The 26,435-nt window shown below is 63.6% G+C and carries 24 protein-coding genes; 7 read left to right on the forward strand and 17 right to left on the reverse strand.

The annotated features are described in order from the left end of the window. Positions 1 to 83: 83 nt before the first annotated feature. Positions 84 to 575: an ANTAR domain-containing protein gene (locus AC1DE0_RS19115; RefSeq protein WP_478104220.1), complete on the reverse strand. Its 492-nt coding sequence runs from the start codon at positions 573 to 575 to the stop codon at positions 84 to 86. A 273-nt stretch (positions 576 to 848) separates the two neighbouring features. Here AC1DE0_RS19115 and AC1DE0_RS19120 point away from each other — a divergent pair, with 273 nt between their 5' ends. Then, a complete protein-coding gene (locus tag AC1DE0_RS19120; RefSeq protein WP_478104225.1) occupies positions 849 to 971 on the forward strand; it encodes a hypothetical protein in 123 nt (40 codons plus the stop codon). A 348-nt stretch (positions 972 to 1,319) separates the two neighbouring features. Beyond that, positions 1,320 to 2,483 carry a peptidoglycan-binding protein gene (locus AC1DE0_RS19125; RefSeq protein ID WP_478104229.1) on the forward strand — a complete coding sequence of 388 codons (1,164 nt, stop codon included), beginning with the start codon at positions 1,320 to 1,322 and terminating at the stop codon, positions 2,481 to 2,483. Between the two features lie 316 nt (positions 2,484 to 2,799). Here AC1DE0_RS19125 and AC1DE0_RS19130 read toward each other — a convergent pair whose 3' ends face one another. Then, positions 2,800 to 3,972: a hypothetical protein gene (locus AC1DE0_RS19130; protein WP_478104233.1), complete on the reverse strand. Its 1,173-nt coding sequence runs from the start codon at positions 3,970 to 3,972 to the stop codon at positions 2,800 to 2,802. Between the two features lie 100 nt (positions 3,973 to 4,072). Further along, entirely contained in the window at positions 4,073 to 4,240 is a 168-nt protein-coding gene (locus AC1DE0_RS19135) for a hypothetical protein (protein WP_478104236.1), read from the reverse strand. Between the two features lie 301 nt (positions 4,241 to 4,541). On the opposite strand from AC1DE0_RS19135, the gene AC1DE0_RS19140 reads away from it, so the two are divergent. Then, positions 4,542 to 4,718 carry a YfeC-like transcriptional regulator gene (locus AC1DE0_RS19140; protein WP_478104240.1) on the forward strand — a complete coding sequence of 59 codons (177 nt, stop codon included), beginning with the start codon at positions 4,542 to 4,544 and terminating at the stop codon, positions 4,716 to 4,718. Between the two features lie 199 nt (positions 4,719 to 4,917). Here AC1DE0_RS19140 and AC1DE0_RS19145 read toward each other — a convergent pair whose 3' ends face one another. Both AC1DE0_RS19145 and AC1DE0_RS19150 read right to left on the reverse strand, forming a co-directional pair. Then, entirely contained in the window at positions 4,918 to 5,658 is a 741-nt protein-coding gene (locus tag AC1DE0_RS19145; RefSeq protein WP_478104244.1) for a TIGR02391 family protein, read from the reverse strand. A 525-nt stretch (positions 5,659 to 6,183) separates the two neighbouring features. Further along, positions 6,184 to 6,840, reverse strand: coding sequence for a hypothetical protein (locus AC1DE0_RS19150; RefSeq protein ID WP_478104247.1), 657 nt, complete (start codon positions 6,838 to 6,840; stop codon positions 6,184 to 6,186). A gap of 346 nt (positions 6,841 to 7,186) precedes the next feature. Between AC1DE0_RS19150 and AC1DE0_RS19155 the strand changes: the two genes are divergently transcribed. The 3 genes from AC1DE0_RS19155 to AC1DE0_RS19165 all read left to right on the forward strand — a co-directional run bounded on the left by AC1DE0_RS19155 (position 7,187) and on the right by AC1DE0_RS19165 (position 8,634). Further along, complete coding sequence (locus tag AC1DE0_RS19155; RefSeq protein WP_478104250.1) at positions 7,187 to 7,624, forward strand: hypothetical protein; 438 nt, start codon at positions 7,187 to 7,189, stop codon at positions 7,622 to 7,624. A 106-nt stretch (positions 7,625 to 7,730) separates the two neighbouring features. Further along, the gene (locus AC1DE0_RS19160) at positions 7,731 to 7,946 is read left to right on the forward strand and encodes a histone-like nucleoid-structuring protein Lsr2 (protein ID WP_478104255.1); all 216 of its coding nucleotides are present in this window, start codon (positions 7,731 to 7,733) and stop codon (positions 7,944 to 7,946) included. A 226-nt stretch (positions 7,947 to 8,172) separates the two neighbouring features. Next, on the forward strand, positions 8,173 to 8,634 hold the full coding sequence (locus AC1DE0_RS19165; protein WP_478104258.1) for a hypothetical protein: 462 nt from the start codon (positions 8,173 to 8,175) through the stop codon (positions 8,632 to 8,634). 449 nt (positions 8,635 to 9,083) lie between these two features. Here the strand turns inward: AC1DE0_RS19165 and AC1DE0_RS19170 are convergent, their stop codons facing one another. The 3 genes from AC1DE0_RS19170 to AC1DE0_RS19180 form a co-directional block, all read right to left on the reverse strand. Next, a complete protein-coding gene (locus AC1DE0_RS19170; RefSeq protein WP_478104260.1) occupies positions 9,084 to 11,297 on the reverse strand; it encodes an AAA family ATPase in 2,214 nt (737 codons plus the stop codon). A 340-nt stretch (positions 11,298 to 11,637) separates the two neighbouring features. Continuing rightward, a complete protein-coding gene (locus AC1DE0_RS19175) occupies positions 11,638 to 13,461 on the reverse strand; it encodes an Eco57I restriction-modification methylase domain-containing protein (RefSeq protein WP_478104262.1) in 1,824 nt (607 codons plus the stop codon). Between the two features lie 20 nt (positions 13,462 to 13,481). Next, the gene (locus AC1DE0_RS19180) at positions 13,482 to 14,264 is read right to left on the reverse strand and encodes a phospholipase D-like domain-containing protein (RefSeq protein ID WP_478104264.1); all 783 of its coding nucleotides are present in this window, start codon (positions 14,262 to 14,264) and stop codon (positions 13,482 to 13,484) included. Positions 14,265 to 15,256: 992 nt separating this feature from the next. Between AC1DE0_RS19180 and AC1DE0_RS19185 the strand changes: the two genes are divergently transcribed. Then, positions 15,257 to 15,844, forward strand: a complete 588-nt coding sequence (locus tag AC1DE0_RS19185; RefSeq protein ID WP_478104266.1) for a hypothetical protein — start codon at positions 15,257 to 15,259, stop codon at positions 15,842 to 15,844. Positions 15,845 to 18,639: 2,795 nt separating this feature from the next. Here AC1DE0_RS19185 and AC1DE0_RS19190 read toward each other — a convergent pair. From AC1DE0_RS19190 to AC1DE0_RS19230, 9 genes are all read right to left on the reverse strand, one after another. Beyond that, a complete protein-coding gene (locus tag AC1DE0_RS19190; protein ID WP_478104268.1) occupies positions 18,640 to 18,900 on the reverse strand; it encodes an SHOCT domain-containing protein in 261 nt (86 codons plus the stop codon). A gap of 274 nt (positions 18,901 to 19,174) precedes the next feature. Next, positions 19,175 to 20,239, reverse strand: a complete 1,065-nt coding sequence (locus AC1DE0_RS19195) for a DUF932 domain-containing protein (RefSeq protein ID WP_478104270.1) — start codon at positions 20,237 to 20,239, stop codon at positions 19,175 to 19,177. Between the two features lie 20 nt (positions 20,240 to 20,259). Then, entirely contained in the window at positions 20,260 to 20,484 is a 225-nt protein-coding gene (locus AC1DE0_RS19200) for a hypothetical protein (RefSeq protein ID WP_478104272.1), read from the reverse strand. Positions 20,485 to 20,593: 109 nt separating this feature from the next. Next, the gene (locus AC1DE0_RS19205; RefSeq protein WP_478104274.1) at positions 20,594 to 21,736 is read right to left on the reverse strand and encodes a tyrosine-type recombinase/integrase; all 1,143 of its coding nucleotides are present in this window, start codon (positions 21,734 to 21,736) and stop codon (positions 20,594 to 20,596) included. Between the two features lie 71 nt (positions 21,737 to 21,807). Continuing rightward, positions 21,808 to 21,981 carry a hypothetical protein gene (locus tag AC1DE0_RS19210; RefSeq protein WP_478104277.1) on the reverse strand — a complete coding sequence of 58 codons (174 nt, stop codon included), beginning with the start codon at positions 21,979 to 21,981 and terminating at the stop codon, positions 21,808 to 21,810. A 5-nt stretch (positions 21,982 to 21,986) separates the two neighbouring features. After that, positions 21,987 to 22,304: a hypothetical protein gene (locus tag AC1DE0_RS19215; protein WP_478104279.1), complete on the reverse strand. Its 318-nt coding sequence runs from the start codon at positions 22,302 to 22,304 to the stop codon at positions 21,987 to 21,989. A 677-nt stretch (positions 22,305 to 22,981) separates the two neighbouring features. Next, positions 22,982 to 24,673: a hypothetical protein gene (locus AC1DE0_RS19220; protein WP_478104283.1), complete on the reverse strand. Its 1,692-nt coding sequence runs from the start codon at positions 24,671 to 24,673 to the stop codon at positions 22,982 to 22,984. A gap of 7 nt (positions 24,674 to 24,680) precedes the next feature. Then, positions 24,681 to 26,024, reverse strand: coding sequence for a DUF3987 domain-containing protein (locus tag AC1DE0_RS19225; protein ID WP_478104285.1), 1,344 nt, complete (start codon positions 26,022 to 26,024; stop codon positions 24,681 to 24,683). A gap of 138 nt (positions 26,025 to 26,162) precedes the next feature. Beyond that, entirely contained in the window at positions 26,163 to 26,405 is a 243-nt protein-coding gene (locus AC1DE0_RS19230) for a helix-turn-helix domain-containing protein (RefSeq protein ID WP_478104287.1), read from the reverse strand. Between the last annotated feature and the right edge of the window lie 30 nt (positions 26,406 to 26,435).

Consider the following 26,435-nt stretch of genomic DNA (forward strand, 5'->3'; position numbering starts at 1 on the left):
CCGGTTCAGGCTCAGAGCTTGCAGGAGGAATGTCGCGAAACCCTGATTCACCAATTGTGAAGGACTTCCCCGGGGTGGCCTGGTCAGGTACTTACGACACCCGAGTTCTCGAGGGCGCGCACGGCTGGCAACCCAGTGACCTCTCCGGTCTCGACAACCTCCTCCGCCAGGACCCGAAGCTTGCGGTTGGCGCTCTGGCTGGCGCTGCGGAGGATCTCGAACGCGGCAACCTCGCTGACCTTGGCCGCCGCCATGACGATCCCGATTGCCGCACCGATCAGCCGCGAGGTGCGAAGAGCAACGAGCAGATGATCTGCCAGCTCAGCGTTGACCAACCCTTCGGCCTGCAGCTCCAGGATCAGCTCGTGGTCCACATCGACCCGGCTCTGCAGCTCATCGACTCTCTGCCGGTCCTCGTCGGCCAGCTGCTCACTCGCTGCTGCCCGGTCGGAGAGCTCTTCGGTGCCGACCTGCAACGCGTCGATGTCGGCCCGGCTTGCCGAAACCTCGGCCCGCAGCCGCTCCACCTGCTGCGCCAAGCCTTCCTCGCTGTGCGACCGGTCGTCGTTCTCCATGGGGGCAGTATGCCCACTTGCCGACGCGAGGGGCCGCCGGTCAACGCCCTAGATTCTGGAGGCTGGCCAAGGCGGTTTCGGCCATTGGTAGCGCGTCACCGCTCGAGCCACGCTGCTGGACCCCAGCGGTGACGCTGTGACCCCCGTCCCCCTCATAGGGGCCGGTGCCCGGTCGTCGACGCAGGAGTCGTCGCAGAGTGTGTCCCGTGGTCTTGAGGACGCGCCGGTGGGTACGTCGCCACCCAACGCCGCCCACGGAAGATGACCACAACCATGAACCGTCCCCGCCTACGAATCCGCCCACTTGGGGGCGCGCCGGGCTGCCTGACGATGATCCTGATCTCCGTGCTGGTCTCGATCGTGCTCACCGTCCTGCTCAACCTCATCCTCCGCTGACCGCAATGCTGCCAACCAGCAGGCCAGCGCGCGGCCCTGGAGAGGGGTGGGGGGTCGGATGGGTGCCCGTTCCGTGATCAAACGGAAGCCATATCGGGTCGTCGTTCGGCCTCGTCCTGTCGTGTTGGCGATCTGCGCGTAGCAAGGCGTTAGCAGGCGCAGGTAGCGCCCTGGCTCAAGGAGGCAGGTGCGCCCAGGCGGTTCCTTAGGACCGAGTCGGTTGGGTATCTAGTGTGATTCGTAGGGCGGCGTTGCCCCAGCCTCGGACACATGGCGGGTTCCACCAGTCCGCCGTGCAGCCTGCACGCGTGCCGCCGATGTGATGTGAGAACTGAAGGGTCGAGAGTCATGACGACTGACGTGTCTAGGGCGGGGTTCCTCAGCACCGTGACAGCCCTGTTGGCGGTTGGCGTGTTGGCCGGATGCACCGGGGGTGCGGTCGCCCCAGGAGCCGGGCGCTCCTCAACGACTCCATCCGCGAGCGCTACCACGGGTCCGGCTGTGCCAACTGCGGTGCTGGGGAGGCCCTTCAGGAACGGGTCATTCGAGATCACGGTGACCAAGGTCCTGCTCGGCGTGCCGTTGATCGACGTCGACGCGACGGCGAAGTCCGGGGGCGTCAAAGGGTACGAGCCCAAAAACGGCCAGTTCATCGTCGTCTATGCGTCGGCCAAGAACGTCGGTCGCAAACCAGCGTCGATGTCCAGCACAGACAGCACCTTGACCGACGGCCAAGGAACAGAGTTTGCCGCGGGTGGCCCCTACCTCATGGGCGTCGTGGGGCAGGGCTTCGGTGAGCAGCAGCAGCCCGGTACCACGAGGTCGGGATGGATCGCGTTCGACGTCCCGCCCTCGGTTACGAAGGTGGGCAGCGTGACCATCCAATCCGACGCGTACCTGGGGAGTACGAACGTGCCGACCAGCGTGGCGATCGACCGCGTGGCTAGGTACACGAAGCCTGCCCCGTCATCGACGATCGTGCCCCCGTCGACGCCTGGAAAGAGCCAGAAGCCGTCGCCGCCCGTTGCCCCGGACTCGGCAGGCGGCTGCGACCGCACCCTGTCCACGTATCCGATCCTTCGGCCGGGCTCATCTGGGCGGGCAGTGCGGGCACTGCAGTGCTTCCTGAATGACGCGGGCTACGGACCTGTGGTGGTCGATGGTCAGTACGGTCCCCAGACGCGTGCCGCGGTGGCGCGATTGGAATCTGCCAGCGAAGGACCGACCTCGCATTCGGGCAGGATCAACAACGTCATGTGGGTCGCCCTCATTTCTCGCTCACTGGGGAACACCTGGTTGCGCCAAGGCGACACGGGCGCACAAGTCCGGACCCTGCAACGCGCACTCCGCGCAGGCGGAAGCGATCTCGTCGTGGACGGCGACTTCGGCCCACAGACCACGGCCGCCGTGAAAGGCTTCCAACGAGCCAACGGACTAATAGTCGATGGTGTTGTGGGCGATCAGACATTTTTTGCGCTGAAGGGTGGCGCAGTCCTTCGAGCAGCCAACTGAGAACCCTCACGGGTGCGGGCTGCGCCACCATCTAGGCGGTGCCTGGTCAGGCGTGAGTCCGCGGCATGCCGGAAAGGTCCCCCGGCAGCTCTTATCTCGGGATCTGAAGGACCTCTTGCAGCGACGCATCGGGTTATGGCTGGGCGGAAGCATCCTCCATGACGGAGGTGAGGTGCTTCGATGGTCTCTCGCGTGTGAGCGGATGCTCGGCGTCATATTCAGATCGAACGTGAGCTCTGCCCGTTCACCTTCCTCGAGCACCCCTCAGCGGGTTCTGCGAGGAGTGCAATTAGCTCCTGCGCCGCTGGGCATTGGATCACCTCGTGTGAGTGCCGGAGGCGTTCCCTGGAGGGCCTTCTAGCTCTAGCCGGGCGGATAATACGAGTCCTCCGACCGCTAGAACCATGCGCCTCGGCGGGTAGGCCGGTGACGCGTAGTGATTGGTGACAAACGCGGCTGACCCGCCGGGCTGGATCTTTTGAATTTCGGCCAGCGCGGGTCGTACGCCGTTCTCCTGCGACGGATGTTCGGCACCTGCGAGCACCCAGCTCGGCGCAGCGAGTTGCCGTCTCCGGTCAAGGCTCGCGTGGGCGCTGAGGTCGCTGACGACGTAGTCGCTGCTGTCTCCGGGGCGTGACCAGATTGAGGTAACGCCTTGAAGCGTGGCGGTGACCCCAGCCACTCGCACCTGGCGATTGAGCGGCACCTCGACCACCACACGTCCGCCCGTAGTGGCGTGTACCGGTCCGCCTCGAGTCCCGTGAAGGGACCCGATCTCCAGAGGATTCCGTTCGCGGAGGGTTGGTGTGAGGCCCAGGTCGATTCCGACGAGTTCGGCGGCACTCACAGAGTCGGCCAGCAGATCTGCCATCTTGGTCATGGAGGCCCCTGCATCGCCCTTTACCGTGGACCAGGCACTGCCCCACCGTGGGTCAGGTTGAGCGATTGACCTTATTCGGTCGAGGCCGCGCAGTTGGCCGAACTCGTGCAGTTCAATGCGCCTTCGCGCCTCATCCCAAGGTTCCTCGTAGCGGGTGAAGGCCTCCGCGATGGCATCCCCGACACGGCCGTCCAGTTCCTGCCAGGCTGCCCGTGCGAGCTCTTGCTCCCCCAAGCCGAGTTGAACAAAGAGCAGCAGCCGTTCAGCCATAGCCGCTTGCGTCGGTGTGTTGGCAGCGTGGGAAGCGTCCATCAGCTCGTTAGCGGCGGAACTCAAGTCTTCCCGGCGAGCGGCGTGGGGACGGCCCTCTATGGCTGACTGCCGCAGGTAGCGCGTGCCGTTCTTCAGCGAAACGACGTAGTGCTGGTCGAGCACGGCGTGCATTTGTCGTTGGATCTCGATGAGTTGGGTCTGGGACTGCTCGATCTGGGCAAAGAGACCGAGCACGCCTGCCGCGAGTCCACCGACGTCGTCACCGCTGAGCGCCCCAACGATGCGGCGTGCACCGAACTGCGCCAACATGAGGCCAAGAGCGCTGAAGGGTTCCACGCGCTCAGGATGTCAGCGCCGAGGCTGCGCTGACGAGGGAAGGTCCGATAATGAACCCAGGGCTAGCGAAGCCACTTCATGGTCCTCCGGCCCGGCGACATCAGGTCGCCCGGCAGCGCGACATCGCCTGATTGTGTGTCATGGTGTCGCGCAAACAGACCGCGCTGTCGAGATCGGCGTCGAGATCCCTTATGGCTGCTCGGCGTTGAGGGTTGGGCAGACCTGCCAACGGCATCACCACCAACGGCATCATCACCAACCAGGTCACTCCGGGGCTGCTTCAGGTCCTGACGCGGGCCTACGAGGCTGCGCTCGGCGCGGATCGTTTCGCGGTCGCCTTGCCAGCGCCGCCTAAAGTCGGGGGCCTCCTCCGTCGGGGTGGTCGGGCCCGTACCCGTGTGCCACCACGAACGCGGCGATGGTGCCGTGCTCGGCCTTGATGACCTTGCTCTCGGCGCGGCGATCATGGGTTTGAACGAAGTAGGCGCGACGGCTCGTCTCTGGCCCGCATCCGCAGAAGCATCTTCCCGTTGGCTCCATCAGATCCTCCTGGTAGTTAGCCTGTGCATGTGCCTGACGATGTCACGCCCCGGGAACTGGCGGCTGAACTCGGAGTCAGCGACCGCGCCATCCGGCGGTGGCTGCGGGAGCAGGGCTGGCAGGCCGTCCCTTACGCCCGTTGGCGACTGTCACCGGTTCAGGCGGCCAAGGTGCGCGATCACTTCGAAAACACAAGGCGGACGTGAGTCGCCCTGCCGTACCGGTTGCTGCAGGGAGGTAAGACGACCCTGCTCAACTGCCTCGCTGCGGCGATCCCGCCCGCGAGCGGATCGTCACCTGCGAGGCGGTCTTCGAGCTGAAGATCCCGGGGTTACTTCACATGTGCGCGCCGACCATGTCTGATCGCGGCGAAGCTGTGGCTGGACCCGATACCTCCGCCTCGCGTCAGGCTGGCTGAGCTGCCGACGCGTCCTCGATGACCTCGGGATGCTCGTATCGGAGTTGAGTCAACAAGAGACTTCCCAGCCCGAGTACACCGATGGCATACCGGCGGGCGTCGTCTCGTTTCTGGATGCGGTGCCTGTCCACGTTGCTTAGAGCCTGGGCGAAGCCCATCCCCAGATACCGCCAGCCCTCATGCTCGCCGGTTCGGGCTCCCAGTCGCAGCTCGCTCGCGTCACCAAACGCCTTCACGTACAGGGCCTTGCCGACGAGGCTCTCGCCCTTGTCCCCCTTCGGGTCACCGGCCCACGTTCGGATGTGGCTCTCCACGAAGATGGCGGTCTGAGAGGCCACCTTGAACCAGTCCTGGTCCTCCACGAGGTTCTTAACGTGCTCCCAAAGTTCGGGATCGTAGGCCCGCGAATCGGTCGGTTCGTCGCTGTCAGCCAACTGGAGACTGAGCTGGTAAATGGCGGCATCCACGACGCCACACGCGTTCCGTATGCCACCGAGCCGGGCGTCGTCGAAGGCGCTGCTGGGGGTGCGATCCGTCCAGATCCCGACGCTGTATCGGACCTTGTTGAAGCGGTCGATGAGGTGATCATCCCGGCCCAGCGCGGCGACCAGGAGACCGTGAACCTTGCCCTTCCAGGCGGTCAACTCCGCGCCGCCTGACTTCACGCCTGGGGTCTCGGCTTCCTGCTTAAGCCGATTTAACTCTTCGATGGCCCTGTCCGGTCGCATGGGCCAGACCGTAGCGGCTCGGAGTGACCACGGCACGCCGTGGCACTGCGCGTCATGGGCTGGCAGATGGCAGCCGGATGGCAGCCGGATGGTTCTATGCCTGAAGAGGCGGAGGGCGGTTGCTCCTGGGCCGACGGGTTATGAGTCCCATCCACCCTCTCCTGACCCAACCGATGTGATCGCTCTGGGGGCCGTTTCGTGTTCACCGAGGGACGTTGTTGCGTCCTCATCCGGGAACCTCCTGACCCGTTGGCGATCTGCGCGTAGCAAGGTGTAGCAAGGCACACGGTCCAACCGGCGCTTTAGGCTGGCACGGCTCTGTCGGATGTGGGCGGACTGGGCAGCCGGGTGTTGGGCGGCTTGATGGTGTCGATCCCAGAACAATCTTCGGCAATAGTCGGGTGCTCGTCCTGCTGCCCCGCTTCCTCGACGAGAACGTCGGACTCGTCTCCAGGCGGATGAGCGCGGACGCATCCCCGTCCTTCTCGTTCTGGAGGAGCGTGTTCGCACGCCGCGCCCCTTCGATTATTGCCCCAGCCAAGGAGCTGATCGCGCCGAAGAAGGCCGCATGGCGTCAGGTCGACGCCACGCGCTTCTCCGAACGCGGCGAAGCAAGGACCGCACCTTCGTCTCTTTCGGCGGTGGTTCCGTGTGGTCTTCGGCGCGGACAAGCACCTGACCTGGCGACATCCGGAGCCACCTCACGCCCGCTTCGTCGTCGAACCACAGCTCCAGCTCGACAACCGAGTGCTCAGGGTCGTCGCCGGGTCGGAGCGTGTACTGGAACGGAGTGTCGAACTCCTCATGGCCGGGCAGCAGGACCGGGCTGCTCCACCGCACGCCGTTGCCTTCCAGGATCGGCTCAGACACGAAGCGCGGACGGGCGCTCGCCCACACCTCGACGTTGAAGACGGGGTACTTGCTCGCGTTCACCACGCGCCCCTTGTGGTGAAGCACCTTGGCCGTGGTCCCGTCGGCTGCCCGGACCGTCTCCTCACGGCCTAGCATCGGAGCGGCGTACACGCGTCTGGCCTGCCTTGTGCGCGTGTCCTCCAAGGCTTCCCGACGCAGCTGCAGAGCCTCACGCTGCGCCTTCACCGCCAGCCAGATCGCCAGGCCAAGGGCGAAGACGGTGCCCAGACCTGTTACCCACTCAGCGACGTTCCCCCAGATTTCCACCATGCGAACGAGAGTGACACGGGCAACCAGCCGAAGGGGTTCCCGCGACCGGAAATCTCGCGAGGCGGTCGCCACCAGGGGCTCCGCGTAGCGGCTTCATCGGGTCTGTCACATGGGAGTCGATCCGTCGGGGTCTACCGCCCGGCGTGGTCACCTGCGAAGAGGTCTTCGAACTCAAGATCCCGAGATTACTGAGCATGTGCGCGACGACCATGTCCGCTGCCGCGGCGAGCGGCCTCAACGGTCTCATCGCCGGTTGCACGCACGCGGTAGGACACAGGCACGATCTGAAGTGGGCCTCTTGCTTCAAGAGCCAGACAGGAGTGCGGGGGTCCTCGACAATCAACACATGAGCGATGACCTCGCGCTGCTGCCCAGTCTCGACGCCTACGTCTCCGCCTTCGCGGCGATTGAGAACCAAATCACTGAGAACCAGCGGCAGATGCTCACGTTCCATCACGCCGCTCACGGTCGGACCGTTTCTGCGACAACTCTCGCGGAGGCAGTGCGTTTTCGAGGGTACAAGGCGGCGAACATCCAGTACGGCAGGCTGGGCAGCTTGTTGTGTCGAGAACTCGACCTCGACCTTGCCGAAGAGCGGGTGGGCGTGCTTGTTGACTTTGTCTCGAGCGATCAAGCCGCGAATAGAGAGATCTTGTGGGTCATGCGTGAGCGGGTCGCCGTCGCGCTGGAGGAGCTTTCCTGGGTGCCGAGGGCCTCGCAGTACCTGTATCCCGGCCTTGCGATCCAAGCCCTCCGCTCTCAGCCAACGAACAGGATGCCCTGACCGAACGTGCAGAGTCGACGTTTCGATTCTACGGGGTTCTGCCGCAAGGACCTCGTCCTCCTCGGAGTGGGGTTATCCCTCGATGGCGTGCGCTACCTTTCTGGTCATGGCGAAACGAACGCAAATCACTCTCATCGACGACGTGGACGGCGAGCTTGCCGACGAGACGGTCCAGTTCGGGCTCGACGGCGTGTCCTACGAGATCGATCTATCTCAGGCGAATGCCGACGTCCTTCGGGGAAGCGCCGCTACGTGGATCAGGCATGCGCGTACGGCAGGGACGACCTCCAAAGTTCGCAGGAGCCCTTCCCGACGTCTTTAGTCCAGGGAACGCCCCTTCTCACTCGCGTCTCACGACTCATCCATCAACGAGACCATTCCCCGACAGATGGAGCCGCCACTGTGAACGCTGTGGCCGCAGTCCCTGGGGCTATGGCACAAAGCCCACTCGCCGCCTCGGATATCCCGAGTCGACACGGCAGGGAGGTCGAACTCAGCGGTGGATCAGTCAGCTTGGAGAAGAGCCTCCAAGCGTCGTCGAGAAGAACTTGGAGACATTTTTCGGAGTCCGCTTCCTCGCCTCCGAGTACTCCACGGGTGCTCGTCACGGCGGTCGAATCGACTCGCTCGGCATCGACGAGAACAACTCTCCAGTCATCTTCGAATACAAGCGGGACAAGGGTGAGAGCGTCATCAATCAGGGCCTCTTCTACCTGGACTGGCTCACCGACCACAAGGCCGAGTTCCAGATCCTCGTGCAGACCCGCATCGCCCCCGGCACGGCGTCTTCTATCGACCGGAGCTCACCTCGGGTCACTGTGTCGCTAACCAGTTCACCTCGGTACGACGAGCACGCCGTGCAGCAGATGGGTCGTCGCATCGAGCTCGTGCCCTACCGCGACTTCCAAGGAGAGCTGTTGACGCTCGAGCTCGTCTCGGCAATCCGGGGGGGAGAGTTCGAGCTCAGCCGATGTGACCGGCCCCGCAGTCAGGCGCCGCAGTGCCATTGAGCGCTCGGTCAGCGACCTGCTCGCTGCGGCTTCTGAGGACCTCACTGTGCCGTAGCGGATCTCGACAAGCACCTCAACGCATTGGGGGACGATGTCTCGGTCATCACGAACAAGAACTACTTCGCCTATCGGAGATTGAAGAACTTTGCGTGCGTCGAGGTGCACCCGCAGAGCCGGGCGCTTCTCGTGTACTGGAAGTCAACCCCGACACCTTGGAGTTGCAGGACGGGTTCAGCCGGGACGTTCGCCACATCGGACACTTCGGCACAGGGGACCTTGAGTTGCGGATCAAGAGCGCCGAGGACCTAGAGCGCGCAATGCCCTACGCGGAAAAGAGCTATGACAACAGCTAGCCGGGTGAACTGCCTGCTGTCACGGTTCTCAGCCACGTTGTCGACCTCTCCATGCATGCCCCTTCCTCGCCTCAGGGCTTCTTGCCTCGCGATCTGCTATGAGTCATGGAGGCTCAGTTGCTGAATGTGCAATCCCAGGTCGACCAGGTCGGGATGGACCGGCGCAGCCATTCGACGTGCCTCGAACGCGGCGTCTTCGATCAGGTCGTCAACTGCCTTGTTGTCTTTAGGCAGGTAGTGGTTCCGCTTGAGCCATCCCTTCAGGTTTTGCGGTGCTGCAGGCGCAGCCTCCCTGCTCCATCGGACCAGGAGATCTGGCCAGGTTCCGCTCTTCTGCAGCAGCAGCGAGGGCGGTAGGTAGCAGATGACGTCGGGCATGCTCAAGCCATGAATGTGGATGCGATCCATGCGGCCGACCTCCAATGCCCGGATGCCGAATTGGTGAAGGAAGAGGCGTTCGGAGCTTCTTCCTCGGTCAAGTGCTTCTAGGCTCGTGCGGGCATCCTCCGTACGCCCTTCAGCAGCCAGCGAAGCGGTTCGGGCCCACACGTCGTTCACTTCTTCTTGCTCGAGGTTGTCCAACACAAGCAGGATTTGCGCATCCGTTCCGTCAAAGAGCAGGCGTGCGTCGGCTAAGGAGCGGGCGTGCTTACCGCCATGCATGGGGAGAATTCCGGCCAGTGCGCCATCGAGCTCCTCGCGAAGTAGGGCGGCAAAAACGAACTCGTCGTGGATCCCCTCGACCACGACAGTCAGCCGCATGAGTGCGGTCAGGTCCCCGACCGTCAAGCCGTGCTGCTGGGCAGCCAGATCCGCGGAGGACCGGTCCACGAGGCTAAGAGTCACAGGCGCTAGCTTGGTCGCGCCACCGGTATCTCGATGAACCAAGATCGGGTGCATGTCGTTGGCGTCGAGAAGCCGGGGTGAGTGGGTCGCGACAATGACGCTCACTCCTGTTCGTTTCGAAAGCGTGTGAAGGCCCTTGGCGAGGTGGCGCTCGGCCAGCCGATGAAGGCCCGCCTCTGGCTCATCACATACGAAAACGACTGGCGTCCCGTCTCTGCGGGCAGAGGCCAGACCAACCGCGAGGCGCGCCCAACGCTCCTGCGCCGAGGACAAGGCATTAACGGGCATCCACCGTTCTGTTCGCCCCTCGAGAAATTCCCATCTGGGTCTGCGGCCCTCGAACCAAGCCTCGACCGAGGACACATCAAACCGGAGTTGCGGTGGGTCGACCAAGACGTCCGCAAGATTCGCCTGAGCTGCTCGCTGAATCTCATCAAGAGCCATTGCTACGGGTGGCACAAATAGGGGGCCGTCTTCACCGATTCCTACTATCGCGGCGCCGGGTGCCGTTCTTCCCGCCTGCGTCTTTTGTACGGGGCGAGCCCCCAGCAATGAGAATAGGGTTTCTTCGTCAACCTCACGGGGCCCGCTGGCGCCGCCGAGTACCTGTAGCGGCGGCACGGTGAGATTTTCGGCCAACGATAGAACGGGCACCTGCATCCAATCCGGCCAAGGATCGCCCGCTGCATGGTCCCAGGACTCGAGGGGGCCATTGGGTTTTAGGTATCGAGTGGCTTCGTCGCTCCAGTACAGCCGATTCCGCTCCCTCCAAGTATCCGCAAACCTGTGGAATCTGTCCGAGCCGCCAGAGGTCTCAATCTGCGTCGGATCGGCAAGAGTCATCAATTCTCGCCAAGCTTGGCGCGCTGCTCGGAGGAAGGTCGGGAACTTCTCGCCGACGGTTGCCGATTGGGAAAGCATAATATTCCACGATGGCCGCTGCGCGGTGCCCGTCGCCCGAAGAGTGAGGAAGCCGCCGTACGCTCCCTCATACATTGGGTGAGTGATTTCCAGCGGTGTCTGATGTGTGGCCGGTGACAGATCAATCAGCATGGCGACGATGTCCCATACACTTCGCGCGATGGAGCGCTCACCAAGCTCATGCCGGTACGCGGCCAGGACGTCGTCCTCTAGCTGCGTCTGAAGGTATTCACCTCGCCGCGCTTGCACGGCTGCGATCAACCGTTCTACCGCATTGTTGAGAAATGGACCCTCTACCGGCCCCTCTGGGGTGACGACGCGGATATGCAGGTCTGCGGTCTGCCAGGGAGCGTGGTCGGGTACCTCAGGGGCCACCCCCGTAAGCCCCGAGGACAGAAGCCTCAAGATCCATGACTTGCCGACACCATTGACCCCGTATAGGGCCGTGAGGCCTGCGTCCAAAGCGATATGCACGGGCTCTTCGAGCGGCCCGCCACAGACAGTGACCCCCAGAATCTCGTACCCGCTGCCCGTCATCGCCATGGCTTGACCCTATGGGCGATGCAGTGCGTTTGGGTGTATCGCAGGCCGCAGAGCGGACGACCAAGCACCACCCCACCAGGACATGGGCATTCGACCCGGCTCCCTGACCCTCACGGGTGAGCACAGGCGGTGCCGCAGGAGCCACCGCTGCGGGGGCTATCAGACTGGCTTCCCCGTAACGACTCGTGAGGCCGCGCATCGCCAGCGGGTCATCGTGGTGAGCCGTCAATTGGACATCTGGTCGCTGCGGTCGCAGGGCCTCCCGGCGCGGCCGATGAGGCCACCGGATGGCCTTCACCAATCGACAGGGGTCGCCGTTGGCCTAGGCAGGAAGGGTGCTTCACACGGCTTCCTCAGCGGTCGGAATCGCCGTGAGGTCTACCCCGCCGATGGCGGGGTCGTAGCGGAGCGTACCGGGCCTGTCGCCTGTGGGCTTGTAGGCGCAGTAATAGGCATGTTCCAGCGCAGGAAGGAGGTCGGTGTAGCCGAGTTCGTCGGCGAGGATGGCGTCGATCTTGTCGGTAATGTCGCGCATCTCAGAATGGACATAGTTGCCCATCCACTTCCCCGCGTACTTGGTGAAGAGGACATGGTTTGGAAAGTCAGCCGTCAATTCGTCAGCCAGGCGGCGAAGGCGGTCGCGCGCTGATGCCGAGAGAGCGGCGACGTTAACCGGGATGGTCTTGATTGTCTCGGCCGTGACGTTGAAGTCATCAGCTGTGCAGTACCACCACACGAAGCCGAGTTTCGATGAGGCGATGGCCAGTGCGAGGTTGGCGTCGTCCTCGCTGGCGAGGTTAACGTGCTTGATGGGCGTATCCGTGAACGGCGTCAGGTCCAGTTCGTAGGCGGGCGGATCTTCCCGGAACACCGACAGCCAGTAGAGCGCGATGTTTTTGAAACCGAGTCGGCTAACTCCTCTCCGCAAGACGATCTGGCCTAGTCCTGACCCGGCGGTGGCGGCGAACAAGTCTCGGACGCCTTCGTTGGGAATTCTGGACCACGCAATTGCGCGGCGGGCGGCCCCGTTGACGGTCACGTAGCTGAGGGTTTCGAAAAGTGCTGGACGGGAGTCGTCGAACCAGCGGTGAGTCTTGGTTACGTGGAGGGTGTTTCCTGCGGCGCCGTTGCCTGCAGCAACGATGATTGTGGGTCGCACCCCGAGACCGGCGGAGAAAAGGGCGGCGGGATTTCTTGAGTAGGCACTAATCCAGAGGTGCTCGAATCGCTTCTCTAGAACCCTTCGCAGAGAAGCGAAATCGGAACCGAACTGAGCGGAGATCGGGAGGATAAGCGTCATGCGGCCGTCGATACGCGTCACCTGAGCGGCGCGCTCAGTGCACGGAGCGTAAATGTCGGGGGTGTCGTCGGTTTCGAAGCCGCTGAACGTGTACCCCTTCACCTTCCGTGTGCCGACGTATGGCGGGTTGCCGATCAGGACGTCGAATCCTCCGTCGGCGAAGACCTCTGGATACTCGATAAACCAGTGAAACGGCGAGTGGGTCTGGACCCAAGCGTCGAGCGAGACACGGATCTTGTGCACAGAGTGGTAGTGCTCGTTGACGATCCCGCGCACCTCGTTGAGGCGAGTGGACAGGGCATCGCGAGCAGCTCTTACGGTGTTGGGATCGCCGGACTCTTGGATATCGCGGAAACCCCGATACGCAGCGCTGACCTCCTTGGCCTTCTCCAGCACGTCCTCGATGGTCTGCCCGGCAAAGAGGTCGTTCGTATCCCTGATCTCCTCGACGGTGCGAGCGCCGATGAGGACGTTGCCAGACTTGATGTTGAAGTCCAGGTCGGGGAGGGGTTCGAGATCCTTGCGGTTGTCGATGGCTGAAACCAGTTTGAGGAATAGTCGCAGCCGGGCGATCTCGGTTGCTTCCTTCATCAAGTCAACGCCGTAGATGTTGTTCAGTGTGGCGTGCTTGAGGATGAAGTAGGTCTGGTTCGGGTGGGCGTCGACCTCGGCGAGGAGCGCAACCATGTCGGGGTCGGAAGAGGTAACGGCCTGAGCGCGTGCGGTGTCGAGTACAGCGCCGTAGAGGTCCAGAAGGATCTTAAGGGCGGCGAACAGGAACGCGCCGGACCCGCAGGTGGGGTCGACGATCTTGAGGTTGGAGAGGATCCGCCATGCGCTGACAACGTTGGCGGGAGTGTCCATGCCGTCGATGACGTTGGTGGCTAGGGCCTCTCCCGCATCGACACGGGGAGGCTGTACTCCAAGAGACCCTCGCGCACGTCACGCGAGAGGTGCCAGCAGACCTTGAGGAAGACCTCGTGAGGGGCTCGAGGGCGCGCACCCGCCCACGATTCGTCGATCAACTCGATTAGGTCGTTAGTGATGTCGATGGAGAACTTGTCGTCCCAACGAGCTACGAACCAGGCGTCCAATTTCTTAGCCGCGTCGAAGTCGAGGACATCGACGTTCAACTCGTAGTTGTGGCGAAGCCCAGACATGGTGAGGTTGGAGGAGCCAACGAAGCCGACGATGGGCAGGTTGGCGTCCTGGCGGTGGCACAAGTAGGTCTTGCCGTGTAGCGGCCGCCGGGTGAACAACTTGATCGTCACTCGCGCATCGAGGAGGTGCTCGCGGAGGCGTCGGAGGCTCTGCTGGTCCCGGGCATTGGGGATGCCCCGCATAAGTTGAGTGCGGAACTTCATCACCGCCGCTTGGCGTCGGGCGCGGGCGACCTCGCCATCGACGCCGTCGTCCTCGTCTGCTCCTTCCAGCTCACTCTGGAGCGCGCGGAGAACCTGGTCGTCCGGGTCGGCCATCGTCATCCCGACCAGCACCCGCATGACCGGCCCGCCACCGGAGGGCTTGGCGTCCACGGCATCCGCGAACGTCGCCCAGCCCCGAAGGTTGAAGTAGCCAACGGCCGCATCCATCCGTTCGGACGACCCGAACGTGTCAATCAGGTGAGGACCAAGGTCGGCGTCGATGTTGTCGAAGATCCGAGTCATGCGATGCGGTCCTGCTCCCTTGTCAGCTCTGTATGCTTGTTGCCGCCATCGGCGGACCCCGCGGCAAGCGAGGAGTAGAAGTCACCCACCCTAGGGCTGAGGACCGACAAGTCAGCGCCGAAGGCCTGAGCAATCCCAGATGGAGGATGCCGTCAGCATCGCTCGCGCGGAGCCGTCGACCGGTGGGCCTCCCCGGACCCGATTCGCAGCTTCTGGTTGGCGATGCTTCCTTGTCCAGTCTGTGGTGCCGTGCTAGCTGCGGCGAGAATCAGCCGCTTGGATCAACAGTGCTGTTACCTGCCGCGACTTACTTACCTTGCTGGAAGCCCGGATTAGGTCCTCGCACAGGAAAGCTCTCGAAGTGAGTGGCTCCGCGGGCAGCGTGGCCCGCGGACCAGCCTTTTCGACGTTGAGCGTGCGAGAAGGACCCTACTGTCATTCGATACAGGACTTGGGGAAAGGATCCGAAAGAGCTCCGGCGCTCGAGCGTCCCGCCCGTAGCGGCCGTGCCCAGGACGCGAGCTCCCGGACGCCGAACGTCGTTGGCCTGATGACAGCCACGGCGTTTGTCGGCTCATCAGATTGCGGGTTGTTGAGATCCACTCATTCGCTGGGGCTGAGCCGAAGACAGTGCCCCGTCGGGTGGTGGGCTTTGAGGGTCGGAATCCTCGGTGCTCACGGGCCGCTGGTGATGGCGGCGGTGTCAGTATCGCCGGTCTTGTACAGCAGCGCCATGGAGGCTTCGGATACACATCGAAGATCCCGCCGATGGCCCCTCACGTCCTCACGACATGCCGGGCCTCAAACCCCACCCACTCAAGGGGACTCACACGAGCCGAACCTGTCGCACTCTGAATGGCGTTAGACAGGTGTTAGAACGGCCACCCCGTCGCAGGTCACAGGCAGGGCATCGGATACCGGATCCGATGGCAGCGAACTCACCCCAAGAGGGATCGCGGTGTCCGGCTGGGCGACAACTGTATAGTTCCGAGATGACGTTGCTTCCAGAAGAGCTCAAGTCGCAGCGGGTCCTCACCGGAGCCTTTGCGAAAGGTGGCGCAGTCGTCTCGCTCGCGATCCTCATCGCAGGTTGCGGTGCAGGCGGCAACCCCGCCCCCGTGTCGACTTTGCCTTCGCAGGTCACCGTCACAGTGACTCAGACAGCAACTTCCGCTCCTCCAACGCCCTCGAACACACCCACCCCAAGCACTACATCTCCGGCCACTCCAGTCCAGAGCCCCACCAGCGGGGACGACCCCTTGGCCCGCATCAAGATCGATCCCAACTCCGCTTGGTCGCCTGATCAGCAGCGGTATCTCGCAGCTCTTCGCCAAGCGCTCAACAAGCGTCTCGTCAATGAAAATGAGGCGAAACTAATCCTTGCGGGGACAGCCGCCTGCGCCGGTCTGGACAGGAATCCGCGTGACGTAGCCCGGATGCGTTCTTTGTTGACGACAATGGACGAGTTTATGGCGGACACGTCGATCCCCGGGGAGTACGTGCTTCTCGGGGCTGCTGCCGCCCTCTGCCCGGCCCACAAGCAGTTCGTGCTGGGCCAGCTGGGGGGACTCGTTGGTTGAGGCGACTAGAGCCGAGCCCGCGGCACCCGAGGCGTCCCGTGGCCAGATTTCTCGTACGCTCTGCCTGGCCTTGGCGTCGGCTTGCTCGCTATTTGTCGGTGCTTGTTCCTCATCTGGTTCTTCGGGTTTCCCAGTGGTGACTCAGACGCTGGTAGTGACGAACACAGTGTCGCCCTCTGCCGAGCGAAGCCCTTCGGACGCCACCTCGGTGGAGCAAGCTTTGGCGGATGCAGGGGTAACGGAGTGGGCCTTGACGCGCCTGGGGGATGTTGCACGCAACGCCGGGTACATCCCGTCAGGGGCGCCCGACCCGGTGGAAGCTACGCGCAACTTCGCGTACATGGCCGTGCTGGAATGCCGTGACGTCGCACGGGGTAGATTGACTTGGCCGCAGAGCTATCAGCGGGCAGTCGATACGGGAGCCTCCGTCAAGGATGCGCTGGTCATGACTCAGCACCTCCAGCACGTTTTCTGTCCCGACGTTCATTGAGGCGCACCCGTCTATTGGTAGACCGCGCCCGCGGGCGGCGGAATGTTGGTGCAAAAGATCGGGCGGCTCGCGTCAAGGTCGCCTTCTTCTGCTGCGTGGGGTCTTCGTAGCAGCCGCCCGGAACTGACCTCGGTTCACCCGAGCCGCTATAGACGCAACTTTCTCTGCTCGAGGGCACATACCCCCGTCACGTACTCGCCGTGAGTGTTCCGACTCCACCACGCCGCCGCGGCATTGCCTGGTTATGTCGTGGGCACCTTCGTTCTGGGAAGTTGAACCGCTGGAGACCTTGTCGCGGTGTGCGCGAGGTCCTTGGTCACGGGCGCCGTGAGCGAACGGTAGTCATGCACGACGTTGGCATTGAGGGGGCCGCTGTCGCAAAGTGGAGCACGCGTCTGGCGGGCCCGTAAGTCCTCCACGGTCGCAGAATCTTGGGAAGATGTTGCCCGGGTGATTTGTGGAGGGATGGTCAAGTTGGAGCGCACACACAGCGCACGCAACTGGTCTTCGACGGTGGCTCTGGGCAGGCCGTGGCCAGCGATCTCGGAAGCCATGGCGGCTCGGGGTCCGCGGTATGCAGCGGTGGCGTTCGTGGGCGCCGAGGCGCCCGCCATGCTGCCTCTTACCAAGGGCGACGTCCTGGTGGTTAATGCCAGCCCCAACGCCCTCCTGAACGGGGCGACGAACCCGATGGCGCTTCAGGCTTTCTTTGACCGAGGGGTCACCGTGAGGTCCCATGCCCGCCTCCACGCCAAAGTGCTGTGCACTCGGAGCCGGGCAATCGTGGGATCTGCGAACGCTTCCACTCACTCACAGGCGTCTGAGGAGGGCGTGGTCATCAGCACGAACCCAGCGACAGTGAGGGAGATCCGGGAGTTCGTGTTGCGCCTTGCCGACGAAGCTGACGACGAGGTCGACGGCGCGTTCCTAGCAGAAGCAATGGGGCTCTACGCCAGACGCACACGACCTCGGTCGCTCCCCGGGGTCACCGGCTCCAAGTCGACTGCGGGTCTGCTTCGGGCGCCCGTTGGGACCCTTTGGATCACGACCTACTTCCCGGACGCCCCATCGAAGGAGTTCACAACGAAGGCGGAGTCCCATCGTCCTCGTTCTGGACTCGATGGTCTTAGGTAACCCACGCTTCGACGTGCATTTGCTTCGGGTCGACGAGAAGCGTGCATGGGGCTTCACTCCCGGGGACGTGGTTGTGCTCACGAAGCGGCAGCGAAACGGCTACGCCTTCCTCCGTCCCGGGGTGGTCATGGAAAAGGAAGTCCGTGTGCCCAACGAGGGCTGGTTCATTTGGCTCCGGGAGGACACCAGAGCTAGGGGCAAGGCGTGGCCAACGGTGAAGGCCCACTTGTCCCAACGGGGCTTAAAGATCGATCCTGAGCTGTCGGAAACCTCGGACAGGTCTGAGATAGAGGCTGTCTTGAGTCTCTGGGGCTTGGAATCTCCCACAGCTTCCCCCTGATCACCAGCGTGGGCGGCCAATGGCCTGCTTGCACGTCCGGCCAAGGCCTAACGCAAAAACGCCCGTTGGCCCCTCCCATCCATGCGGATGGGAAGGGCTCTCTGGCGGGGTAGGCGTTAGGCCGCCTGCAACTGGTTCAGTTGGTCCAGTGTGGATCGGTCCAGCATGGCGAAGCCCACTGACGCTTCGGAGCATGTTTCGCTCGGGCCTCGTTGTGCCGCGCACGGTCGAGCAGTGGTGTTCGTAGGTGTTCACTGCCTGCAGGACGCCTAGCGCTGTCCCGGTCCAAGGAGCGGCACGGTCGTCATGCCGGTAAAGCCGTTCGAGTTCCTGGCGTTTGTGCTCCGCGAGAGTCTTGGCGTGCCCCGTCCGCAGCGTAACCCACCCCGTTGCAACAACTGGGGTCGAAGCCCGAACCTAGCGAGATCTCGATGCCTCACCGCCCCAAGGTGAGCACCAAGTTACTCGGATCGTCGAACGTGTATGGCGGTCGGCTGCCAAGCGCGAATTGGTAGTGGGAGCTGGTCGAGTCGAGGGGAATATCGAAGTCGAAGCGGCACAGGGTTGAAGAGGGAATGGGGACGGATATGCCAGGTTGAAGTTCGCCAGAACCGACGATTTTGTTGGACGCATCGAGGATGTTGACCCGCGTTCCGCCTCTGATGTCACTGAAGTCGACGAGGCTATTCGAATTGCCGTAGCAGGGGGTGTCAGTGGTGTAGCCCCCGCCGCCTTGGAGGGTAAGGCTTCCGCGGACATGTGCCGTAACCGGTGCTTCACGATGGGCGGAGATGAACCAAATTGCGAGAACTGCAATAAGGGCGGTTACTCCTAAAATTGCAGAGACCATGGACTTTTTCCGGCGCGCCGCTTCCGAACTTGCGTTTCTGGCCCCATCCACTCTCGAGTGAGAACTTCCGCATGTTGCCTTTCCGTAACTGCGTCCGGCAATTTAGCGTCACCGGGTGAGTGGAGTATCTCGCTCTTCAGCGCCGAGTACTCCTCGTCCGTTATTGCTCCGCTGCTGCGAAGCTGCGCCAGTCGCTCTAGTTCGGCGAGTCTGCCAATAGCCGGTTCCGGATCGTTGCTCATTTCAGCCTCCACGCGAATGACCCTGGGCTTCTTCTCGTCTTGAGTGTATGGCGACGGGCGTCTCAGACAGGGAGCTACCGAGTTCCCACTTGCTGGCCCGAGGAGCTCATTGCGTCGACTCGCTCTGAACCCCTGTGGCGGCTGTGAAGCCGCCGCATGAGTCCGGATCTGTCCCCTCACGAACGTGTCCGACGGGGCGTGTGACCTCGCCTGAAACGCAAAAAGGCCGTTGAGCCCCCTCTCGCCCTCACGAGCGAGAGGGGGCTCAAGAAGGTCAGGCCGCTTGCAGCTGGGTTAGGTGGTCAAGCGTGGAACGGTCGAGGACGGTGAAGCTGCCCGTGACGGTGCGGAGCATGTTCCGCTCCTGCCTGGTGGTGCCGCGGACGACTGCGCCGTGGTGCTCGTAGGTGTTCACCGCTTGCAAGACGCCGAGCGCGGTACCGGTCCAGGGGGCCGCCCGGTCGTCGTGCCGATAGAGCCGTTCGAGGTCCTGGCGCTTGTGGTCGGCGAGGGTCTTGGCGCGTCCCGTCAGTGGCTGGTGCGTCTTCGGGTCCTGGATAGGGACGTAGCAGTCGAGTAGACGCGTCCACTGGCTGTCGCTGACCGGCATGGAGGAGAGTTGGGCCACTTCCGCCGCGAAGTCGTCGGCGAGGGTGTGGATCATGGCGAGCGCTTCCCGGGCTTGGGTGATCTTCGCCTGGGAGTACCGCGAGTGCTTGACCTTGTACGCCCGCCCCTCCTCGGACAGGGCCAGATCACGGGTGTTGTCGCAGACGGTGGCCGTCACGGTGCGTTTGAACGTCGTGGCGATGGACCCGTCGAAGCTCGTGGTGGCGAGCAGGTTGGGTCGGAAGCTGAAGCCTTCCGGGGTGGTGATCGTCTTCGGTACCGACACCTCGACCCAGGCGACCGCGCCGCCGCGCAACATTCCTGCAGACGAGATGGCGAGGGTGTCGTCGAGGATGTTGCCGACGGTGGTCAGGAGCCACTCGCGGTACTGGTGCATGACGTAGCCGCTCGTGAAGACTCCCATCACGTCGTGGGTGTCGGAGCGAGTGATGGCCTGCCGGTCTTCGATGGGCCGCCACCGCATCGGGTGCCCCTCTGGATCGAGGTGGGTCATGGTGTCCAGGTGGGCGGGGATCTCGACGGCGAGCGGGCGGGACTGGGCTTGCCAGTTGAAGAGGCGTCGTTCGACGTCGGCGACGGGGATGGGGCCGGGGTAGTGGTTGGTCTCCTCGCCTTGCTCCTCGGCGCGGTAATGCCAGGCAGTGCCGCGCTGGTCGGTGTTGCCGATGAGGGTCTGGGTGTTGAGGTGGGTGAGGGTCTCTCTGGACATGATGTCTCTGCCTTTCTGGGTTAGTCGGTGAAGGGTCGGGGCCAGCGGGAGCTGATCAGCCAGACGAGGGTGGTGATGAGGCGGTGCAGGCTGATCCGCTGCTGGATGAGCAGCTCGGTCAGGGCGATGGCGACGGCCTCGTAGACGGGGTTGGTGCGCAGGAGGTGCACGTGGAGGGCCCACGCCGTCTTGAGGCCGCTGTGGGCCGTTCTGAGGGCTCTGGTGAGCCTTTCTGGGACGGACAAGCTGTTCTCCTTCATAGATGTGGTGGCCGTGAATTGGGTTGGGCATGCGAAGGCCCGGTCACCAATAGGTGGCCGGGCTCATGTGTTCCTCGATCGGCGGTGCCTGGTGTTAGGTGCCGGTGATAGTGGTGGCGAGGTGTTCGGCCGCTCGTTCTGCTCCGGTCGCGGTGACTTGGCTGTAGGTGTCGGCCGTGATGGTGATGGAGGAGTGGCCGAGCCTGCGGCTCACGGAGAGCAGTGATTCGCCGCCTTCCAGGCCGAGCGAGGCCGAGGTGTGCCGGAGGTCGTGCAGCCGGATCTCGGGTAGGCCGAGGCGCTTGACCAAGACCAGGAAGTGCCGACTGACGTAAGCCGGGTTGTACGGATGGCCGTGCGAGTCCGGGAACACTGGGCGGCTGTCGAAGTGCTGGTCCTTCTCCCATGGATGTGCGAGGACGTCCCGACGATGCATGACCTTGAGGCGCTCGAGGGTGCCCTTGTCGATCGCGACGGTGCGCATGCCCGCGTCGGATTTCGGGGGTCCGACATGGAGGTCGCCGTTGATGCTGGTGATCTGGCGGGTGATGGTGACCGTGCCGTTGTCGAGGTTGACGTCGCCCCACTGCAGACCGACACATTCACCGCGTCTCATCCCAGTCAGCAGKAGCAGTCGGTAGAGGACGTGCAGGTGGTCGTCCTCGGTTTGGGAGAGGAACCGGGCTGCTTCGTCCCGGGTCCAGACCGTCGTCGTCGGCGCGGGTGGGCGGGGGAGTTCGACGGTGGCTGCTGGGTTGCGGCGGATCAGCCCCTGCTTCACCGCGGTGTTCAGGGCGCTGTTGAGCGTGGCCAGGATGTTTCGTCGGGTGCGCGAGTGGATCGGTCGTTCCCGGGTGCGGTTGCTGTCCACGATTCGCTGGAAGACGGCGGCGATGTGGTGGGAGCGCAGGTCGGCCAGTCTGAGGTGACCGAGCTCTGGGATGAAGATGTCCTCGATGTGCCGGGTGTAGTCCAAGCGGGTGGCCGGGCGCAGGGCCTGCTTCGTGGTGAGCCAGTCGGTCAGGTAGTCGGCGACCGTGACCTTGGTGTCGTCGACCTCACCGGCCTGCAGTTCGGCAACCGTTTTGGCCAGCCAGGTCTGCGCCTGCCGTCGAGTGTCGTGGCTGGTGGTGCGCTGTCGGCGTTTGCCGGTGGCATCCGGTGGCAGGTCGATGACGGCCCGCCACCTGGTGTACGAACCGTCGTCCTTGCGGCGGCGGTAGACGTGTCCTCTCATTGCCCTCTTCTCTCGTAGGTATGGAAAGAGCCCCGGCCGCCGTGGTGGCGCAGCGCTCACGTGGAGTGGTGTTACGGGATGTCGCTCCAGTCGGTCAGGTCGGTGAGCGTGTCGACCCGGCGGCTCAGTTCGTCCAGGGCGGCGTTGAGTCTCAGCTGGGCGTTGGCCATCTCGAGGGCGGAGTCGGCCAGGAACCGTCCCAGCTCCTCGGCGCTCATCGCGGCCAGACGGGGCTTATCGTTCATCGGGCTCACGCCTTCCGGGAGCGTCGTGGCCGGTACACCGGTGGAGGCATTCGGGGTCCGAAGGCCTGGTCGGCCAGCGACTTCGCTTCATTCCACGCCGAGACGAACGACTCCAGGGCTTCGCGGTCGGTGACGTAGACGAGCAGGCGTCCCACCCGGACGGCGATCTGACCGCGGGCGGTTCCCAGCAAGGGCTGGGTGGCCTGGACGGTGCTGTCCTGGCTGCCGGTGGCAATGGCCTGTGCGGCGACCTCAAAGTGGCTTGTGGTGTGGGGGAGTGCCGGTGGCAGGTCGCGTCGGGGGAGGGTGCTGAGCTGAGACATCTTTGACTCCTGACATAGAAGAAGGCCCCACGCGGGTGCGTGGAGCCTGGCGTACTGCAATCCGTTGATCGACGTTATTCCGGTGGAACGAGTTCAGGAATTGCTGTCAGGTTTATCCAGTCCATGTTCATTGGACGTGGTTATCCCGACTCCATAATTATCTCATGAATGGATCGCTAAATCCATTGTTCTGTCAGTCAGAGACATGTTCGTTCAGCGAACCATTTGCTCGATGCGACCGTTTCTCGGACGAAACGAACGCCAGGTCCGGCTGCGGAGTCAGGTAGGCATCGAGGTCACTGCGGATTGCCGCGTGTTGAAGTCGCGAAGGGCATAAAGAATCTTCACCCAGTCTGGCGTCATCCGTCAGGTCAGCCCCTGAGGATGATCACGGTGGGTAGCGATGACCACCCGTGACCCACGTGGTGGGTAGGTGGCGAAACCTGCAATGAGCGCGAATAGCGAAGCGAAGCGCCTTTTTTCGTGACATTGGTTCTCATTACTCAACTTCAGGAAATGTCCATCATGAACTTCTCGCGGGTCGCGGTGACGTCTACAACGTTTCCCCGAGGGCGGTTCATATTCGGCTACCTTTCGCTCGAGTGGCGACCGAAACCCCCGGTTGGCAACATCGAGGCCACCGACTTGGACGCATTTCGGTGCTGCTGCTGTGGCCACTACTGTCGGTCCCGGCGGAACTGTTCATTTCGGCGACCGAGCGTGCCAGAGAAGGAGTACTGGTCGGCCAGCTTGTCCAGGTCGGCTTGAAGAGCCACCCAGACGCCGTCGTCCTTCCGTTCGACTAGGTCGTCCCCGGCGAGGCCTGTGAGCTGCCTGCGGACCGTTTGCGGGGTTCGCCCGGTCCGTTGGGCCAGCTGTGCGACTGTGCCCGGTTCGGCCAGCAGCGCTTCATAGATCTGTTTGGCCGTTGGGGGGAGGCCCGACCAGTAGTCGTGCGCGACGGAGGGCATGCTTAGAGAGATCGGCGCACCGTCGAAGCTCTCCGGAAGAAGGTGGAGTCGATACCTGGCGGCATGACGCGTCACTCCGTTGCCTCCCTTGATCCTCGAGAGCCGTCCTGTGGCGATGATGCGGTGAATCGAGCTACTCACAGCGTGCAGCGACCGTCCCGAATGCGAAGCGATGTCACGAAGACTGACGTTGAACTCGACGCTTCCCAGGGCTAGCGCGTGCTCGAGAAGGACCTTGAAGACCTCCTGGTCGACCGGGCCTCCTTTGCCCCGCCATGGGACTTGGGCCTGTCGCTGGACACGCTCAACGAAGCGTTGTGCGTCGGCTTTGCAAGAGATTGGTGGTCTACGCCGGTAGAGCGCATCAGCCTTTTCCCAAGCACGGTCGATGAAGTCCGGCATCCGTCGGGGCTCACGCCAAGTAGAGGAGTTGTTCCGGGAGTCCCTGACGTATTCGGTGAATCGTGCACGGGATACACCCTTATTGATGGCGTGAAGCGCCACCGAGATGAGGGCCTCAGATTTGCTCTTATAATTGCCACCCCTTGCTGGCCTGCTCAAATCGCCAGTCCGGAGGATTCGCAGGTATTCAGGGGCGAGAGAGGCTTTCGCGGTGCCATCGTCTTGAGTGGGTGATTCGGGTACATACATAGCCCCCTGTGTATTTATGTATGTACCCGAATCATCTTCCTCGAGGGGGGGAACGTCTCGGCTATTCAGGCCCACCCCTAACAGCTGCGCAAGCTCAACGGGATCCACCTCACGGACTTGGTGTGGGACCAGCCGAACTGGCCGGGGGCTCGATGGAGATTTCCGATTGGTGGTCCCCGGCACTCTAAGCACGTCGTTGTCACTGATCTTGGGGTCCTTGGCCCCGAAGTAGGACTTCAGTCCACGGCAGAGCGCTGCGTGCTCGCTGGCGCTCACAGAGCGTGAGAGGCGAACGTAGACGTGGGCGTTTCCGGGAGAGCCCGAGGCGACCGCGAAGCCGCCCAACCGGGCAAGTTTCTCAGGATCGAACTTGCCTTCGTCCACGTCGGCGTGGGCGTTGCGACGGCTGACCGCGGTCCCCTCGAGCCTCGCGTCGGTGCTGAGGATGTTCGGGACGATGTAGACGTCGAATCCCGCCGCATCCCGCTCAAGGATCCAGTCGATCGCAGCTTCCCGGTCGGGCCAGGTGCACTGGTTCTCTTCCCACTCCTTCAGCAGCTGGCCCTGCGGGTCCCACCACAAGCAGGTGGGGCAGTGGAGCCAGCCAGCGTCGTCTGGTCCGAAGACGAGGTCAAAGAACTCGGAGATCTGCTGGCGGGCATCGAACTGGGTCGGCACGGCGTCCTGTGAGGGTTGGACATTCCGGTCGCGGCCCTGGCCCGGGTCGGAAGCGGCGGGCTGGGTCATGCCGATCTCACTTTGCCGGGGCTACGAAGGAAGAAGAAACAACCGGCTTGGTCCGCCGGTACGCGGTCGCGGGTCGGCCGCCGGTGGGTATCTCAATCTGCTCGTAGGACCCGTCTGCGGTCAGGCGGGCGAGAATCGAGTTGAGGGTCGCCGCGTCGGCGTTGCCCGAGAACAAGGCAGAGATCTGCGTCTTCGTCAGGGTCTGCTCGGGAGCGTCGTCTATGGCCTTGCGGACCTTGTCGAGCCTCCGGTCGCCCGAGACGTCGCCCAGCAGGTAGCGGACGGACTCCCTCGAGTAGCGCACGAGAGCCCATGCGGCGTTCAGATGGTCTGGAGTGACCTGGTCGACGCCGTCGAGCACGGCGTACAGGGCGGCGATCCGCCGGGTGTAGGGGGCGGCCCTTTGGATGAAGTTGCTCCAAGCGGAGTCCTCGTCGCTCAGGTCGTCGAGTTCCTGGTAGATCTCGCCCCAGAGCTTGGCGGCGTGCGGGCTCATGCCGACCCTGCCGATCGTGCGGGCGCGCAGGATGCCGTCGCGTAGGTGACCGGCCAGCTCCTCGACTAGGTCGGCGTCAGCTTCCTCGGGCAGGGGGAGGAGCTTCGAGCGCTCGACGCAGACGGGGAGGAACCGGTTGTAGGTGCCGCCCGACACGTCGCGTTCAGACATGGCCATCCGGAACTCCACTGGCGTGACGTGGCCGATGACGGCGATATGCGACCAGCTGGCGATCACCTGGGCCTTCGTCAGGACGCCGAGAGCCCTGCCGTCCCAAGCCAGGCGTAGCACCGACGACAGGGTGTTCCCCGGTCGACCTGCTCGCGTCATGACGCCCGCGAACTCCGGCTCGATGACAAGTAGGCGTTTGTCGTCCGTCCCTGCCCACCTGGACCTCGGACCGCTCTCGTCATCGCCCTCGTCGAGGTCCTTGATCCGCTCGATCAATCCCTCACCTGAAGACAGTCCGGTGACCGAGACGTCCTTGAAGTCGGGGGCGGCCGCCCTCAAGAAGGTCTCAGCGGTGGAGGTGGCCCCGCCCTTGCGTCCCCGGCCGGTCTGGCCCACCAGCACAGGCCAAATAAGGAGCGGATGCCGCTCGTAGCCGATCATCACGTGCGGGTCTGGCCCGACAAGCACGCCAACTGCGGCCAGGAGAGACACGAGGACACCGACCGGGTCGGCCTCGGTCGTGGCATCAGCAGCCTCGACGATCTCGCCAAGGAGTCCGTAGTAGATCGCTGGATCGGGCTGGGGGCCGCTCCGTTCCGCTCTCTTCGCGGCGATTCGGGCGATGGCGACGGCCTGGTCGGGGCCAGAGTCCGGCCCATCCGGGCGTCGGGGAGCGGCAGTCATTGTCCGTACTCCTCGCCTGCGAGTTCCAGCTGGGCGGGGACGCCTCGACCTGGGATCTGGTAGCACGGCTGCCACGCATGGGCGGCTAACGCCGCCTCTTCGTGCCTGAAGGCCTCGGTGTTCGCCAGCAGGGCTGCGTTATGCATCGGCGGAGCCATCTGTGTCTGAGGCTGCAGGGTCGGCTCCGAAGCTGCGCCCAGCGCTGCTGGCACCTTCAAGGAGCGACTCCAGTTGCGCCAAGGGCACCACCAATCGTCGGCCAAGCCGCAGCGTTGGGATCTCGCCCTTCGCAGCCGCCCGGTATGCAGCGTCCCGGCCGATGCCGAGCAGGCGGCCAGCCTCGGGCACGGTGCAGGTGAGCCGGTTGCTGTGTTGTTTCACGTCTCGCGACCTCCGTTCGTCGGAGAGAAC

This window comes from Terrabacter sp. 05T424 (genome assembly GCF_056396225.1).